Origin of the sequence: Streptomyces sp. NPDC002088 (genome assembly GCF_040296605.1) — a bacterium.
Lineage (GTDB): Bacteria > Actinomycetota > Actinomycetes > Streptomycetales > Streptomycetaceae > Streptomyces.
In genome coordinates this window covers 64,576-80,060 of record NZ_JBEOXO010000003.1, presented here as the reverse complement: position 1 = coordinate 80,060, position 15,485 = coordinate 64,576, and the positions used below count along the sequence as shown (strand labels likewise).

Annotated in this window: 16 protein-coding genes, 1 tRNA gene and 1 riboswitch; of the genes, 6 read left to right on the top strand and 11 right to left on the bottom strand. The window is 68.9% G+C overall.

The genetic code is table 11. The features are described from left to right. Nucleotides 1–85 precede the first annotated feature (85 nt). Nucleotides 86–1,606, bottom strand: coding sequence for an MFS transporter (locus tag ABT114_RS07705; protein ID WP_351139709.1), 1,521 nt, complete (start codon nucleotides 1,604–1,606; stop codon nucleotides 86–88). 109 nt (nucleotides 1,607–1,715) lie between these two features. Then, nucleotides 1,716–3,017 (bottom strand): DUF445 domain-containing protein, encoded by a 1,302-nt coding sequence (locus tag ABT114_RS07700; RefSeq protein WP_502987938.1) that lies wholly within the window; start codon nucleotides 3,015–3,017, stop codon nucleotides 1,716–1,718. A 227-nt stretch (nucleotides 3,018–3,244) separates the two neighbouring features. Between ABT114_RS07700 and ABT114_RS07695 the strand changes: the two genes are divergently transcribed. Beyond that, a complete protein-coding gene (locus ABT114_RS07695) occupies nucleotides 3,245–4,597 on the top strand; it encodes an SGNH/GDSL hydrolase family protein (protein ID WP_351139705.1) in 1,353 nt (450 codons plus the stop codon). 18 nt (nucleotides 4,598–4,615) lie between these two features. On the opposite strand, the gene ABT114_RS07690 is transcribed toward ABT114_RS07695, so the two are convergent. From ABT114_RS07690 to ABT114_RS07675, 4 genes are all read right to left on the bottom strand, one after another. Continuing rightward, nucleotides 4,616–5,476 (bottom strand): DUF1707 SHOCT-like domain-containing protein, encoded by an 861-nt coding sequence (locus ABT114_RS07690; RefSeq protein WP_351139703.1) that lies wholly within the window; start codon nucleotides 5,474–5,476, stop codon nucleotides 4,616–4,618. 33 nt (nucleotides 5,477–5,509) lie between these two features. Further along, nucleotides 5,510–6,481, bottom strand: coding sequence for an ABC transporter ATP-binding protein (locus tag ABT114_RS07685; protein WP_351139701.1), 972 nt, complete (start codon nucleotides 6,479–6,481; stop codon nucleotides 5,510–5,512). 6 nt (nucleotides 6,482–6,487) lie between these two features. Next, complete coding sequence (locus ABT114_RS07680) at nucleotides 6,488–7,252, bottom strand: ABC transporter permease (protein ID WP_351140510.1); 765 nt, start codon at nucleotides 7,250–7,252, stop codon at nucleotides 6,488–6,490. Nucleotides 7,253–7,358: 106 nt separating this feature from the next. Beyond that, complete coding sequence (locus tag ABT114_RS07675; RefSeq protein WP_351139699.1) at nucleotides 7,359–8,159, bottom strand: ABC transporter permease; 801 nt, start codon at nucleotides 8,157–8,159, stop codon at nucleotides 7,359–7,361. 202 nt (nucleotides 8,160–8,361) lie between these two features. On the opposite strand from ABT114_RS07675, the gene ABT114_RS07670 reads away from it, so the two are divergent. Beyond that, nucleotides 8,362–10,713: a transglycosylase domain-containing protein gene (locus ABT114_RS07670; protein WP_351139697.1), complete on the top strand. Its 2,352-nt coding sequence runs from the start codon at nucleotides 8,362–8,364 to the stop codon at nucleotides 10,711–10,713. 62 nt (nucleotides 10,714–10,775) lie between these two features. Here the strand turns inward: ABT114_RS07670 and sugE are convergent, their stop codons facing one another. The 3 genes from sugE to ABT114_RS07655 form a co-directional block, all read right to left on the bottom strand. Then, nucleotides 10,776–11,096 (bottom strand): quaternary ammonium compound efflux SMR transporter SugE, encoded by a 321-nt coding sequence (gene sugE / locus ABT114_RS07665; RefSeq protein WP_351139695.1) that lies wholly within the window; start codon nucleotides 11,094–11,096, stop codon nucleotides 10,776–10,778. A 33-nt stretch (nucleotides 11,097–11,129) separates the two neighbouring features. Continuing rightward, nucleotides 11,130–11,212: riboswitch (guanidine-III (ykkC-III) riboswitch) on the bottom strand. Between the two features lie 51 nt (nucleotides 11,213–11,263). Beyond that, nucleotides 11,264–11,620: a GroES family chaperonin gene (locus ABT114_RS07660; RefSeq protein WP_351139693.1), complete on the bottom strand. Its 357-nt coding sequence runs from the start codon at nucleotides 11,618–11,620 to the stop codon at nucleotides 11,264–11,266. A gap of 56 nt (nucleotides 11,621–11,676) precedes the next feature. Further along, the gene (locus ABT114_RS07655) at nucleotides 11,677–12,006 is read right to left on the bottom strand and encodes a DUF3618 domain-containing protein (RefSeq protein ID WP_351139691.1); all 330 of its coding nucleotides are present in this window, start codon (nucleotides 12,004–12,006) and stop codon (nucleotides 11,677–11,679) included. 95 nt (nucleotides 12,007–12,101) lie between these two features. Here ABT114_RS07655 and bcp point away from each other — a divergent pair, with 95 nt between their 5' ends. The 4 genes from bcp (at nucleotide 12,102) to ABT114_RS07635 (ending at nucleotide 14,292) form a co-directional block, all read left to right on the top strand. Beyond that, nucleotides 12,102–12,569, top strand: a complete 468-nt coding sequence (bcp, locus tag ABT114_RS07650) for a thioredoxin-dependent thiol peroxidase (protein ID WP_351139689.1) — start codon at nucleotides 12,102–12,104, stop codon at nucleotides 12,567–12,569. Between the two features lie 271 nt (nucleotides 12,570–12,840). Then, complete coding sequence (locus ABT114_RS07645) at nucleotides 12,841–13,338, top strand: HNH endonuclease signature motif containing protein (RefSeq protein ID WP_351140508.1); 498 nt, start codon at nucleotides 12,841–12,843, stop codon at nucleotides 13,336–13,338. Continuing rightward, nucleotides 13,335–14,204, top strand: a complete 870-nt coding sequence (locus ABT114_RS07640; protein ID WP_351139687.1) for an HNH endonuclease signature motif containing protein — start codon at nucleotides 13,335–13,337, stop codon at nucleotides 14,202–14,204. Before ABT114_RS07645 ends, ABT114_RS07640 begins: the two co-directional genes overlap by 4 nt. A 12-nt stretch (nucleotides 14,205–14,216) precedes the next feature. Beyond that, a tRNA-Leu gene (locus ABT114_RS07635) sits at nucleotides 14,217–14,292 on the top strand. Between the two features lie 56 nt (nucleotides 14,293–14,348). Here the strand turns inward: ABT114_RS07635 and rdgB are convergent. Both rdgB and ABT114_RS07625 read right to left on the bottom strand, forming a co-directional pair. Then, the gene (rdgB, locus tag ABT114_RS07630; protein ID WP_351139685.1) at nucleotides 14,349–14,951 is read right to left on the bottom strand and encodes an RdgB/HAM1 family non-canonical purine NTP pyrophosphatase; all 603 of its coding nucleotides are present in this window, start codon (nucleotides 14,949–14,951) and stop codon (nucleotides 14,349–14,351) included. Between the two features lie 117 nt (nucleotides 14,952–15,068). Further along, nucleotides 15,069–15,473 carry a hypothetical protein gene (locus ABT114_RS07625; RefSeq protein WP_351139683.1) on the bottom strand — a complete coding sequence of 135 codons (405 nt, stop codon included), beginning with the start codon at nucleotides 15,471–15,473 and terminating at the stop codon, nucleotides 15,069–15,071. Nucleotides 15,474–15,485 lie beyond the last annotated feature (12 nt).

Sequence of the window (15,485 nt, the reverse complement as noted above, 5' to 3'; positions counted from 1 at the left end):
AGTCGTAGCGGTCGTAGTCGTAGCGGCTGTGTGGAGCGGTGGGGTCACAGTGGCCGTCCGCGGGGCCCGGTGCAGGCGCCGGGCCCTACGCCGGCGCCGCCCCCGACCCCCTCGTCCTCTTCCCCGCCGTGGTCGGCGCCGCAGAAGCCGGGGACTCCGCTGCCGACAGTGGCTTCGCGATGTCCTCCAGCGAGCGGCGTTCCGCGTTCACCGCGAGGAACGCGGCGACGAGGCCGGCCGCGCACATCAGGCCGGCGCCGATCTGGAAGGCGAGGGCCGTGTCGCCGACCACGCCGGTTTCGGTGAGGTCGGCGAAGATCAGCGGGCCGCTGATGCCGCCGGCCGCGGTGCCGAGGGCGTAGAAGAAGGCGATGGACATCGCGCGGGTCTCCATCGGGAAGATCTCGGAGACCGTGAGGTAGGCGCTGGACGCGCCCGCCGAGGCGAAGAACAGCACCACGCACCAGCACGCCGTGAGCGTTCCGGCGGAGAGGGAGCCGCGGGAGAACAGCCAGGCCGTGCCGAAGAGGAGCAGTCCGGACAGCAGATAGGTCGACGAGATCATCACCCGGCGGCCGACGGTGTCGAAGAGCTTGCCGAGCAGCAGCGGGCCGAAGAAGTTGCCGATCGCGATGACGGCGAAGTAGTAGCCGGTGTGGCCGGTCGGGACGTCGTAGAACTTGGTCAGGATCGCGCCGAAGCCGAAGGTGATCGCGTTGTAGAGGAAGGCCTGGCCGACGAAGAGGGAGAAGCCGAGTACGGCACGGCGGCGGTAGTCGGAGAACACCGTGCGGGCGATCTCACGGAAGCTCGTGCTCGCGCGCTGGTGGATGACCAGCGCGCTCTCGGGTTCGGCGAGCGGCTTGCCCTTCTCCGCCTCGACCTTTTGTTCGATGGAGGTGACGATCTCCTCCGCCTCACGGTCGCGGCCGTGGATCAGCAGCCAGCGTGGACTCTCGGGGACGTTGCGCCGTACGAGGAGGATGACCAGGCCGAGGACGACGCCGAGTGCGAAGGTCAGCCGCCAGCCGACGTCCTTGGGCAGGACGGCCGTGTTCAGCGCGACGATCGACAGCAGCGAGCCGCCGACCGCGCCGATCCAGAAGCTGCCGTTGATGACGAGGTCGACGCGGCCCCGGTAGTAGGCCGGGATCAGCTCGTCGATCGCGGAGTTGATGGCCGCGTACTCACCGCCGATGCCGAAGCCGGTGAGGAAACGGAAGAGGAAGAACCACCAGGTGCTGAAGGAGAGGGCGGTCAGGGCGGTGGCGGCCAGATAGACCGCGAGGGTGATCATGAACAGTTTCTTGCGGCCGTACCGGTCGGTGAGGCGGCCCCAGAACAGGGCTCCGGAGCAGGCTCCGGCGACGTACAGCGCGGCCGCGATGCCGGTGACCTGTCCGGAGGTGATCGGCAGTCCGCTGCCGGGCTCCGACAGACGGCCGGCGATGTTGCCGACGACCGTGACCTCGAGGCCGTCCAGGATCCACACGGTGCCCAGACCGATGACGATGGTCCAGTGCCAGCGCGACCACGGGAGACGGTCCAGGCGGGCGGGAATGCTGGTGGTGATGGTGCGGCCGGTTCCGGCTTGCGCGGTGGCCATGGGCTCCCTCCTCGTCGGGCGGAACCCGGATCGGGTGCCCTCGACCAGGGATCTCAAGCCATGGCGACCGAGGTGGTGACCGAGGTCCCTCAGGCGGACCCCTCAAGCCTCAAGCCCCCAGCGCCCGCGACACCACATAGATCAGCAAGCCCGCCAGCGAACCCACCACCGTGCCGTTGATCCGGATGAACTGCAGGTCACGGCCGATGTGCGCCTCGATCTTCTTCGTCGTGTGCCCGGCGTCCCAGCTGGCCACGGTGTCCGTGATCAGGGAGGTGATCTCCTTGCGGTACGTCGTCACGACGTGCACCGCCGCGCCCTCCACCCAGCTGTCGACCTTCTCCTGGACCTTCGGCTCGGTGGCCATCCGGGCCCCCAGCGACAGCAGCGAGGCCCGTACGCGCAGCCGCAGCTCGCTGCGCTCGTCCTCCGCCGCCGACACGATCATGGACCGTACGGCCGTCCAGACGGACGCGATGAGGTCCTGGACCTCGCCGCGGCCCAGCACCTCGCCCTTGAGCCGCTCGATCCGCGCGCGCGTGTCGGTGTCGGACTGCAGGTCGGAGGCGAAGTCGGTGAGGAAGCGGTCGAGGGCACCGCGGGCCGGGTGGGACGGCATGTCACGCATCTCCGCGCAGAACCGCACCAGCTCCTTGTAGACGCGTTCGCCGACCTTCTTGTCGACGAAGCGCGGGGTCCAGCCGGGCGCGCCGCCCTGCACGGCGTCCATCACGGAGTCGCCGTGCAGGACGAGCCAGTCGTGCGCCTTGGCCACGACCAGGTCGACGACCCGGTTGTGGCCGCCGTCGGCGACGATCCTCTCCAGCGTCTTGCCTATGCCGGGGGCGATCTCCTGGGCGTCGGCGCGGCGGGTGATCGCCTCGCCGACCACCGCCTGGACGTCGGAGTCGCGCAGGACGGTCAGCGCACCGCGCAGGGCGGTGGCCAGCTCCGCCGTGACCCGGTCGGCGTGCTCGGGCTCCGCCAGCCAGGCGCCGAGGCGGCTGCCGATGCCGACGGCGCGCAGCCGCTGCCGTACGACGTCCTCGGAGAGGAAGTTCTCGCCGACGAACTCGCCCAGGGAGACGCCCAGCTGGTCCTTCTTGTTGGGGATGATCGCGGTGTGCGGGATGGGCAGGCCGAGGGGGTGACGGAAGAGGGCGGTGACCGCGAACCAGTCGGCGAGGGCGCCGACCATGCCGGCCTCGGCGGCCGCGGCGACGTACGCCGTCCAGGTGCCGGCGCCGGAGTGCCCGGCCCAGGTGGCGAGGACGTACACGACGGCCACGAAGAGCAGCAGACCGGCCGCGGTGAGTTTCATCCTCCGCACCCCGCGCTGCTTCTCCTCGTCGGCGGCGCTGAAGGTGGTCATCGTGCGCCGGCCTGCGGCACGCGACGCCTCGGCGGTCATTTCGTCAAGTTCATCCGTATTCGTAACGCTCATCCACTCCACCCGTTCATGACCCCTCGCACACATTGTCCCTTCCTCGCCCCTTAGTGACCGACTCCTGGAACGGAACAAGAGTTCCCGGCGTCTGCTCCTGAGGGGGGCCCAGGCACGGGCTCGACCTCATGACGCATCATGAGATGATCACAACGGAGCCTCGGGCTCCCCATGCCCGAGGAGACCCGCACCGCATGACCAGGCGTCACGGTTGCGCTCTGCTGTCCGCGATCACCGCCCTGATCGTGGTCCTTTCCGCCGCCATCTACGTGGGTGTGGCGGCCGACGACGGCGACGCCGACGCGAAGAACGGCCTCGCCTCCGTTCGTGCGGGTGCCCCGCACCATTCCGCCGCCCCCGCCTCGACCGGCGTCTGGGTCGGCGCCTGGTCCACCTCCCCGTCGGGAGCCGAGCCGGACACCGAGACGAACGGCATGGCGGGCCGCTCCGTGCGCAACGTCGTGCACACGGCCGTCGGAGGTACGAGTGCCCGGATCACACTGTCCAACCTCTACGGCACCCAGCCGCTGACCGTCACGCACGCCTCGATCGCCGTCGCGGCCACCGCCGACACCGCCACCGGCGCCGACGCGGCCACCGGCACCATGCGGCGGCTCACCTTCGCCGGCGCCACCTCCGTCGTCATACCGGCGGGCGAGCAGGCGGTCAGCGACGCCGTGCCCCTGCTCGTCCCGCACGACAGCGACATCCTGGTCACCACGTACTCCCCCACCGCGTCCGGCCCGGTCACCTACCACCGTGACGCCCGCCAGATCAGCTACGTCGCCGACGGCGACCGTACGGAGGACGTGACGGGGACGGCGTACGACGAGCAGAGCGACCACTGGCGCTACCTGACCGCCCTGGACGTGCTGAGCAACGAGTCCGACGGCACCGTCGTCGCCCTCGGCGACTCGCTGACCGACGGCGTCACCTCCACCAAGGACGCCAACCACCGCTGGACGGACGTTCTTTCGGACCGCCTGCGTACGGCCGTCGAGTCCGGCGCGGACGTGCCGCGCTACAGCGTCGTCAACCAGGGCATCAGCGGCAACCGCGTCCTCACCGGCGGGCCGGGCCGCCCCGCCGACAACGCCAGCGGCCTGAACCGCTTCGGCCGGGACGTGCTGGACCGCACGAACGTCAAGGTCGTCGTCATCGACCTCGGCGTCAACGACATACTGCGCAGCGAGCGGCCCGCCGACCCCGAGAAGATCCTCGACGGCCTGCGCACGCTGGTGCGGCAGGCCCACGCGCGGGGAATCAAGGTCGTCGGCGCGACGCTGATGCCGTTCCAGGGGCATCGCCGCTACACCGACGCCCGCGAGGAGGTCCGGCAGGAGATCAACGCGGAGATACGGGCGGGGAAGGTGTACGACGCGGTCGTCGACTTCGACAAGGCGCTGCGGGACCCGTACAACCCGCGCAGGCTGCGCTCCTACTACGACTCCGGGGACCATCTGCACCCCAGCGACAAGGGCTACCGGACGATGGCGGACGCCTTCGACCTGGACGACCTGACGGGGGCGGCTCCGGCACAACTGTGAGCGGCCGGTGCCAGGCTGCTAATCCTCGTGACGCCGGTCCCGCTCCTCGCGCCGCGCGTCCCGCCGCTCCCGCAGTTCCTCCCGCCGTTCCCGCTGAAGCTCCCGCCGCTCCTCGTGCCGCTCCCGCAGCAGGTCCCGGTGGCCGTCGAGCATCTTGCGGTGCGCCCCCTCCACCTCGTCGCGGAACGACGAGTGCAGGTCCTTCAGCGCGGCCTTGCGGTCCAGCTTCTCCTGCCGCCGCTCCTCCTTCAGGCGCAGCCGCTCGGCCCGGGTCACCTTGCGTTCGATGCCGACCCCGCCCCAGAAGGCGAAGCCGCTCACGATCACCCGCGGCGCCCCCGGGTCCCCCTGCACGCCCGCCTCGCGGTGGTCGAAGCCGCCCATGATGCCGATGCCGCGTACGACGACCTCGACGCCCGGCGGCACGACGATGTTCATCCCGCCCATGATCGCGACGCAGTTGATCTCCACCTCGCGGTCGGCGAAGTTCGCCTCGCGCAGGTCGAGCTCCCCGCCGCCCCAGAAGGCGAAGCAGTTGAACCGCTTCGGCACCGTCCAGCGCCCCTTGCGCTGGAACCCGGACATCACGGCGACGGCCCACGTCGACGAACCCTCGCCACCGACGATCCGGCGCGCCCAACTCCCGTCGCCCGCAGGCTCCTTGGTCAGGGACACGGGGGGCGGCGTGACACCCGCGACCGGCAGGTCCCGGGTGATCGGGGCGAGTTCGCCGTACGTCCGCGCCTTGTACGTCGACTCCAGCCGCTCCTCGAACTCCTCCATGTCGAGCCGGCCCTCCGCGACGGCGTCCCGCAGGACCTCGGCGACTCGCTCACGATCGGCGTCGGAGGCACGCAGCTCCGGGGCATCGTCGGTCATACACAGCAGCCTACGAGTTCCCGGCCCCCGGCACTATGCGGTGGCCTTCTCCGCGTACATTTTCGCGATCACCGCCTCGATGTCCGGCTCCCGCACCGACAGGTCGACCAGCGGGTACTCCGCCGCGATCCGCGCCACCAGCGGTGCCGCCGACTCCGACGCCGGGAAGGCCAGCCACTGCCGCGGCCCCTCCACCCTCACCACCCGCGCCCCGACCGCCTCGATCGGCGGCAGCTCCCGCTCCAGGTCCACCACCAGCGTCCGCTCGCTCTCCCCCACCTCGTGCAGCCCCGCCAGCGGACCGTCGTACATCAGACGCCCGTGGTCGATGACCATCACCCGCGAGCACAACTGCTCGATGTCCTGGAGATCGTGCGTGGTCAGCAGCACCGTCGTACCGCGCTCGGCGTTCAACTCCCGCAGGAACTCCCGCACCCTGGCCTTGGAGATGACGTCCAGACCGATCGTCGGCTCGTCGAGATAGAGCACCTCGGGGTCGTGCAGCAGCGCCGCCGCGATGTCGCCGCGCATCCGCTGCCCCAGCGACAGCTGCCGCACCGGAACGTCCAACAGCTCGCCCAGTTCGAGGAGTTCGACGCAACGGTCGAGGTTCTCGCGGTAGCGGGCGTCCGGGATCCGGTACATGCGGTGCATCAGCTTGTACGAGTCGATCAGCGGCAGGTCCCACCACAACGTCGTACGCTGCCCGAACACCACCCCGATACGGTGCGCGAGCCGCGTGCGCTCCCGCGACGGGTCGATGCCGGCGACCCGCAGCCGGCCGCCGGACGGGGTGAGAATGCCCGTCAGCATCTTGATGGTCGTCGACTTGCCGGCGCCGTTCGGCCCGATGTACCCGACCATCTCGCCGCGCGCCACGCGGAAGGAGAGGGAGTCGACGGCCCGCACCTCCCGCCGCTCCCGCCGGAGGAACCCGGTCTTCCTGCGCACGTCGAAGACCTTCTCGACGCGGTCGAGTTCGATGAAGTCACTGTCGCTGTCCACTGCCCGCTAACTCCCTGTACTCCGATACGACCCGAGCCCCGCCCGCCACGCCAGCCCCGCCAGCGCACAGCACCCCGCCGCCACCAACGGCGGCGCGAAGGCCGCCCACGGAGGCAGATCCAGCGGGTACGGCCGCCCCAACACATAGGAGGCCGGCACCCAGTTGACGAAGGCCAGCGGCAGCATGAACGTCGCCCCGCGCACCAGGTCCTTCCCGAACACCGTCGGCGGATACTGCAGCATGAGGTTGCCGCCGTACGTGAACGCGTTCTGCACCTCGGCGGCGTCCTGCGCCAGGAACTGGAAGGCCGCCCCGGCCACGAACAGCGCGCAGAAGATCGCCGCGCCGCTGACCAGCATCACCGGCACCAGCAGCACCTTCGGCGCGGTCCAGTCGACGTCGACGGCCACCAGCCCCCAGCCCAGCACCAGCACGCCCTGCGTGATCCGGCCCAGGCGGCGCAGCGCGAAGTGGTCCGCGCCGATCTGGGCGAGCACCGGGACGGGCCGTACGAGCATCGTGTCGAAGGAGCCGTCGCGGATCCGGGTGCCCAACACATCCATGGAGCCCAGCACCAGGTCGGCGACACCGAACGACGTGGCGGACAGGCCGTAGAGGAAGACGACCTCGGGCAGCGTCCAGCCGCCGAGCGAGTCGACCTGCGCGAACATCAGCAGGATCGCGACGAAGTCCAGCCCCGTCACCACCAGGTTGCCGAACGCCGTGAGGGCGAAGGAGGCGCGATAGGTCATGGTCGACCGGACCCACATCCCGGCGATCAGCCGATAGGCCCGCAGCCCCTCTCCCACTCCGGACACCCTGGACGCCCTGGACGCTCCGGACGCTCCGGACGCCTTGGAGGTCCCCTCGAAGATCTCAGCCACCCTGCACCACCACCCGCCGCGTCGCCGCCGACTGCACCAGCCGCCCCGCCGCCAGCAGCACCACCGCCCACACCGCCTGGAAGGCGTACGCCCCCAGCGGGTCGGTCTCCCCCATCAGCACATCCGCCGGCATCTGAAGCTGCGCCGCCCACGGCAGCACCCGCACGACATCGCCGAGCGCGCCCGGGAAAGCGTTCAGCGGCAGGGCCATGCCCGAGCAGAAGATCCCCAGGACCATCACGGTCTGGGAGACGCCCATGCCGTCCATGAGCCAGAACGTGGTCAGGGCCGCCAGATAGCGGATGCCGAAGCTGACGACCATCGCCAGCAGGAGCGCGACCAGGAACGCCACCCAGGCGGTGACATCCGTCGGCAGCGCCATCGGGAAGAACAGCGCACCGAACACGAACGGGATCACGCCCCGCCCCAGCATCTGGAACAACGCCCGCCCCAAATCGCTCGCCAGCCACCACATTTGGAGGTCGGCCGGCCGGTACAGGTCGACAGCGATCTCACCCGTACGGATGCGGGCCATCAGGTCCTTCTCGAAACCGCCACCCTGAATGGCGAGCGTCGCGTACAGGCACTGCCCGAGCCACACGTACGTCACCGCCTGCCCCTGGTCATACCCCCCGAGATGCGGCCTCTCGTCCCACAGCGCCAGATACGTGTAGACGAGGATCAGGCCGAAAACCGTGTTGGTGAACACCCCCGCGGCGGTGGCCGCCCGATACGTCGCGTACCGTCTGAAACCCCCCGCCCCGACGGCCGCGTACAACCGCGCCGAACCCACGGAAACTTCCTCCTCGCCCGTCAGACACCGAAGCGCAGGAGCCTAGTCCGCGGCCGACCCGGCACACCACGCATTTTCCGGGCGCAACGCGTGCCGATTGCTGGGAACGGAACGCTTGGTGCGAAAGTCTTCAACAGAGGGCACAGAAGGCGTACGAGGGCGTACGGGAACGTACGACGCGAAACAGGAGTCCGTGCAACACATGAGCGACGAGCCGCAGCCGCAGCCGCCGAATGAGGGCTGGGCACCGAGAGAGCCCGAGGCTGCATCCGGCGAGAACGCCGGAAAGACCCAGCGGCCCAGACGCACCGGCTGGCGCCGGTTCCTGCCGACCTGGCGGATGGTGCTCGGCACCGTCATCGTCGGTGTCCTGCTGATCATCGGGCTGTTCTTCCTCGGCTACTCACTGGTGAAGATCCCGGCGGCCAACGCCGTCGCCATGAAGCAGTCCAACGTCTACCTCTACTCCGACGGCAGCCAGCTCGCCCGCGACGGAGACGTCAACCGGGAGAGCGTCACCCTCGCCCAGATCTCGAAGGACGCCCAGCACGCCGTGCTCGCCGCCGAGGACCGCGACTTCTACACCGAGTCCGCGATCGACATCAAGGCGATGATCCGCGGCGGCTGGAACACCGTCACCGGCAAGGGCAAGCAGTCCGGCTCCACGATCACCCAGCAGTACGTGAAGAACTACTACCTCGGACAGGAACAGACCGTCACCCGAAAGGTGAAGGAGTTCTTCATCGCGATCAAACTGGACCGCACCAAGTCCAAGGACGAGATCCTCGAGGGCTACCTCAACACCAGCTACTTCGGCCGCAACGCCTACGGCATCCAGTCCGCCGCCCAGGCCTACTACGGCAGGGACGCCACCGACCTCGACCCGGCCCGCGCCGCCTACCTCGCCGCGCTCGTCAACGCGCCCAGCGAGTACGACGTCGTCGCCCACCCCGAGAACAAGACCAAGGCCGTCGCCCGCTGGAACTACGTCCTCGACGGCATGGTCAAGGAAGGCTGGCTCCCCCAGAGCGAGCGGGCCACCATGACGTTCCCCATGCCCAAGGAGCAGACCCTCTCCACCGGGCTGTCCGGACAGCGCGGCTATGTCGTCGAGGCCGTCAAGAACTACCTCATCAACAACGACATCGTGGACGCCGACGAACTGGAGGGCGGCGGCTACCGCATCACCACCACCCTGGACAAGGACAAGGAGGACGCCTTCGTCGAGGCCGTCGACGACAAGGTGATGTCCAACCTCGACGACGGCCGCGACGTCGACGGCTACGTCCGCGCGGGCGGCGCCTCCATCGACCCCAGGACCGGCAAGGTCGTCGCCATGTACGGCGGCATCGACTACGTGAAGCAGTACACCAACGGCGCCACCCGCGGTGACTTCCAGGTCGGCTCCGCCTTCAAGCCCTTCGTGTTCGCCGCGGCCGTGCAGAACGGCTCCACCACCCAGGACGGCCGCACAATCGACCCGAACACCTACTACGACGGCACCAACGAACGTGCGGTCCAGGGCTGGAGCGGCGCCCGGTACGCCCCGGAGAACGAGGACACCAAGTCCTACGGCCAGATCACGGTACGCAAGGCGACCGACCTGTCGGTGAACGCCGTGTACGCCCAGATGGCCGTCGACGTCGGCCCCGACAAGGTGAAGCAGACCGCCGTCGACCTTGGCATCCCTGCGGACACCAACGACCTCCAGCCCTACCCGTCCATCGCCCTGGGCACCGCCACCGCCAGCGTCCTCGACATGGCCGAGGCGTACGCGACGATCGCCAACCACGGCGAGCACATCCCGTACACCCTGGTCGAGAAGGTCACCAAGGACAGCACCGAGGACGTCGAGCTGCCCGGCCGCAAGACCGAGCAGGCCATCAGCCGCGAGGCCGCCGACACCACGACATCGGTGCTGCGCAGCGTCGTCGAGAGCGGCACCGCCACCGCCGCCCAGGGCACCGGCCGGTCCGTCGCGGGCAAGACCGGCACCGCCGAGGAGGACACCGCCGCCTGGTTCGCCGGCTACACCCCCGACCTCGCCACCGTCGTCTCGGTCATGGGCCAGGACCCGGTCACCGCCAAGCACAAGTCCCTCTACGGCGCGATGGGCCTGGCCCGTATCAACGGTGGCGGCGCCCCCGCCGAGATCTGGTCGCAGTACACCAGGAAGGCCCTCAAGAACGAACCCGTCACCTACTTCAGCCTCCAGCTCCAGCCCGGCGCCGACGTGACCGCGCCGCCCTCCCGCGGGCCGTCCCATTCCGACGACGATGACGACGACCACGGCGACCACGACGGCAGCAGCGACGACGGGGACCAGGGCACCGGCGACGGGAGGGACGACGACGACGGCACCGGCGAACCCAGCACCGGCAGCACCGAAGACGACGCGAACGGCGACGCCGGTGACGGCAGCGGCGCGGGTGCCACCGCGGCCCCCTCGGACGGCGGCACGTCGACGGGTGACGACTGGGGCGGTACGTCCATGGGCGACAACGGCGGCGGCACCGCCACCGACGGGACGTCATCGGGCCTGGGCGGCGGCTGACCGAACAGAGGCTGAGCGGGACGGGCGAACCGACCGGGACAGGCCGACCCGACCGGGGCCGGTCAGTGACCGGAGGTCGCCTTCAGCCCCACCACGGCGACCAGCAGCAGCCCCACGAAGAAGACCCGGGCGGCAGTCGCCGGCTCCCCCAGCACCACCATCCCGACCACCGCCGCACCGGCCGCCCCGATCCCCACCCACACGCCGTAGGCAGTACCGATGGGCAGCGACTTCGCGGCGTACGACAGCAGCACCATGCTGGCGACGATGCCGGAACCGGTGAGAAGACTGGGGACCAGACGGGTGAAACCGTCGGTGTACTTCATACCGACCGACCACGCGACTTCGAGCAGACCGGCGACGACAAGCAGAACCCAGGCCATGACGAGCACCTCCGAGACGTACGGACTCTTTCGGGTGCGTCGTCTTTTCCTGATACCGCTGTCCTGCATCCCGGTACGGCGCGTCTCGTCGGGCTTCCTTCCAAACGTAGCAAGGAAAGAGAAATAGGGCTGGTGACGATGGTCACCAGCCCTATGGAGCCGCAGATTCAGAGGTACAACCCGGTCGAGTCTTCCGACCCCTCGAACCGGTCCGCCGCCACGGCGTGCAGGTCCCGCTCACGCATGAGCACATAGGGAACACCCCGCACCTCGACCTCGGCACGGTCCTCCGGGTCGTACAGAACGCGGTCGCCCGGCTCCACGGTCCGTACGTTCTGACCCACCGCGACAACCTCGGCCCAGGCCAGCCGACGGCCCACGGCAGCCGTGGCGGGAATCAGGATGCCGCCACCGGAACGCCGCTCACCCTCGGCGGTGTCCTGCCGCACGAGTACGCGATCGTGCAGCATCCGGATGGGCAGCTTGTCGTGATGGGGGCTGTGCTCGTGTCTGTTGGCGCTCACACCTCTGAACCTACCTGCCTGAAGCGAATCCGTACGCGGGTGGGTCGCCCGTTCAATCAGCCCTTGCGGCGCTTCGTCCCGAGGGCGAGCAGGCCCACCAGCCCGACGACGACGAGCGCGACCGGCACGATCCGCTCGACCCGCGGCGCCCCCTCCTCGTCTACGAACTGCGCCTGCACGTTACTCACGACCCGATTGACACCGACGTACGCGCGCCCGAGCGTGTGATCGATGTTGGATGCGACCTTGGCCTTGGCATCACCGACGATGGTCTTCGGGTGCACCCGCACACCGATCTCGTCGAGAGTCTCGGCCAGCGTCTCGCGGCGGCGCTTGATGTCCGCCTCGATCTGCGCCGGGGTTCTGGTGTCCGACGTGTCCGCCACCGTACGGCCTCCGAAGTCTGCTGATGCGTTGTTCCGGACAGTCTGTCAGCTTCACAGCGCGCCGCACTGTCAGGACCCCCGGTTACGCTAGACCGATGAGCGAGCGACTCCAGCCCGGGGACACCGCCCCCGCCTTCACCCTGCCCGACGCCGACGGCAACGAGGTGTCACTGGCCGACCACAAGGGCCGCAAGGTGATCGTCTACTTCTACCCGGCCGCCCTGACCCCCGGCTGCACCAAGCAGGCCTGCGACTTCACCGACAACCTGGACCTGCTGGCCGGTGCCGGCTACGACGTCATCGGCATCTCGCCCGACGCGCCCGAGAAACTGGCGAAGTTCCGCGAGAAGGAGTCCCTGAAGGTCAAGCTCCTGGCCGACCCCGACAAGAAGGTCCTCGACGCGTACGGCGCCTTCGGCGAGAAGAAGAACTACGGCAAGACGTACATGGGCGTCATCCGCTCCACGGTGATCGTGGACGAGGACGGCAAGGTCGAGCGAGCGCTGTACAACGTCCGGGCCACGGGCCACGTGGCAAAGATCATCAAGGATCTGGGTATCTGAGGGCAGCTCCAGCTTCCTGCCGAGCGAGCGGCTCGCACCGGGGTGACCCGGTGCGGGCCGTTTTGCGTTTCGGGCGTGACTGTCCGATAAGCGGTTCGTTACTCCGTGCGGGCCACGAACGGGTGGCCGGGGACGGAGGGGAACAGTGGGGGCCAGGTACACCCGCGAGCTACTCGAAGAGGCGGCACGCGCGACAGCCAACTGGGACGACGCCGTGCGGTGGTGCGGCGGAACGCCCACACCGGGCAGCAGACGCTATCTACGTCAAAAGATGGCGGAGGCGGGAGTAGACGTCTCCCACTTCCCTGCCAGGTGGACGCGCCACAGCGATGCGACGCTCAGGGAGATCGTGGCCGTCTCGACCAGCATCAAGGAAGTGGTCCGCCGCCTGGGCATCAGTCCGGTGGGCGGCAACCACACGCACATCAGCCGCCGTGTCGCGACACTGGGCATCGACACGTCCCACTTCGTGGTGCGACGAGGCGGGCCGAAGGGTTCACGAGGCAATCCTCTGACCCTCGGGTCACCGCAGGACGGCAGAATCCCCGGGAGCCGGCTGCTTCGGCATCTGGTCCGCAGCGGAGTCCGAGAAGCCTGCGTGATGTGCGGCACGGGGCCCGAGTGGAACGAAAAACCCCTGCGGTTGGAGGTCGATCACATCAATGGCGACTGGTGGGACAACCGGCCGGAGAACCTACAGCCGCTCTGCCCCAACTGCCATGCCGTGACGGACACATACCGAGGCCGCAGGCGGAGGGCGTCCGTATGAGCAATCCGAAGTTCACGCGTGACCTGCTGGCTCGGGCAACTGCCAAGGCCACCAGTTTGGTCGACCTGATGCGCACGCTGGGCGTGCCGATGGGAAGCGGCCCTCGCGGCTATCTCAGCAAGCGGCTCCAGCACTACGGCATCGACACTTCCCACTTCCGTGAGGAGCCTCTGCCGGAACGCGAGCGGCGCAGCTATCCGGAAGAACTCCTGAGAGAGGCCGCCGCCCATTCACACAGCATCAGGGAGATGCTGGAGTACATGGGCTTCCCTCCGCGCGACAGCCCGTACAGCCATATCAGAAAGAAACTGGACAAGTTCGGGATCGACACCTCGCACTTCACCAGCGGACACGGTTATGGCCCGACCACTCTTCCCCTCGAGGAGGTGGCGCCCGCAGTCGAAGCTGCCGCGAGCATTGCCGGGGTCCTCGCTGCCCTTGGCCGTAGCAACAGCGGTACAGGCCGGGCGCTCGTAAAGCGCAGCATCGAAGCCCATGGCCTGTCCACCGCCCACTTCACGGGGCAGGGGCACTATCGCGGTACCCGCTCCCCGAACCGCAAACCAGCAGCCGAGATCTTGGTGCGACTCGCTCCCGGATGCCCTCGCATCAAGACAGTCATGCTCAGGCGGGCTCTTGACGACCTCGGCGTAACGCATGTCTGCGATGCATGCGGCATCGGAGACACATGGCAGGGCAGGCGGCTCGTTCTGGAGATCGATCACGTCAATGGCGACCGGCTGGACAACCGCCTGGAGAACCTGAGGTACCTATGCCCGTCATGCCACAGTCAGACAAGCACCTTCTCAAAGCGCAGCCGCATCGACATCGACATCGCTGTACGACGACCGAACCGGGCACAGTAAAGTAGGCGACCTGGGTCCGTACCCCAGCTGGCCAAGAGGGCGCCGGTTTAGGTCCGGTGTGTCGTGGGTTCGAGTCCCACCGGGCCCACAGGGAAAAGAGGCCCCGCACCTTCGATTCAAAGGTGCGGGGCCTTTCTCGTGAAGTCAGCCCAACAACTCCCGCACCACCGGCACCAACCCCCGAAACGCCTTCCCCCGATGGCTGATCGCGTTCTTCTCCGCCGCGCTCAGCTCCGCGCACGTCCGGGTCTCGCCCTCCGGCTGGAGGATCGGGTCGTAGCCGAAGCCGTTCGTGCCGGCCGGGGTGTGGCGTAGTACCCCGCGCAGCTGGCCCTCGACCACCCGCTCCGTGCCGTCCGGGAGGGCGAGTGCCGCTGCGCAGGCGAAGTGGGCGCCGCGGTGGTCGTCGGCGATGTCGGAGAGCTGGGCGAGGAGCAGGTCCAGGTTGGCCTGGTCGTCGCCGTGGCGGCCTGCCCAGCGGGCGGAGAAGATGCCCGGGGCGCCGTTCAGCACGTCTACGCACAACCCCGAGTCGTCGGCGACCGCCGGGAGGCCCGTGGCCTGGGCGAGGGCGTGGGCCTTGAGGAGGGCGTTCTCGGCGAAGGTGACGCCGGTTTCCTTGACGTCGGGGATGTCGGGGTAGGCGTCCGCGCCGACGAGGTCGTGGGGCAGGCCTGCGTCGGCGAGGATCGACCTCAGTTCGGTGATCTTTCCAGCGTTGCGGGTGGCGAGGATCAGGCGGGTCATGCGCACCAGTATCCCGGGCCCCGTCCGGTCACCCTTACGCGCCGTCCAGTCCCTCGTGTGCCTCGTCCGGTCGCCCCTACGCCTGTCCGGTCGCCCCTACGCCCCGTCCGGTCGCTCTTACGGTGTGCAGACCTTCGTCAGTTCGCCGGCCGCGTCGGTGACGGGGCTGAGGTCGGGGGTGTTGTCGCCGTTGTCGACGGCGGTGCGGACGTTGTCCACGGCCTTGCGGAGGTCGTCGACCGCTTTGTTGACGTCGGCGTTGTCGGTCTTGTCGCCGATCTTGTCGAGGTTGCTGTCGATGGTGGCGAGGGACTCGTCGGTCTGTGTGGGGTCGTTCGCGGCGTTTTCCACGGCCTGCTGGAGGTCGGTGACGCTGTCGGCGATGGTGTCGGCGGTCTGCACGCAGTCGAGGGCCTTGTTGACGGCGTCGCAGCCGGTGGTGAGGCCGGTGGTGAGTGCCACGGCCGCCATGGCGGCGGCGATGGCGGTATGGCGACCTCTGCGTCGTCGGCTCGCGCCCATGGGTGGTTCCCT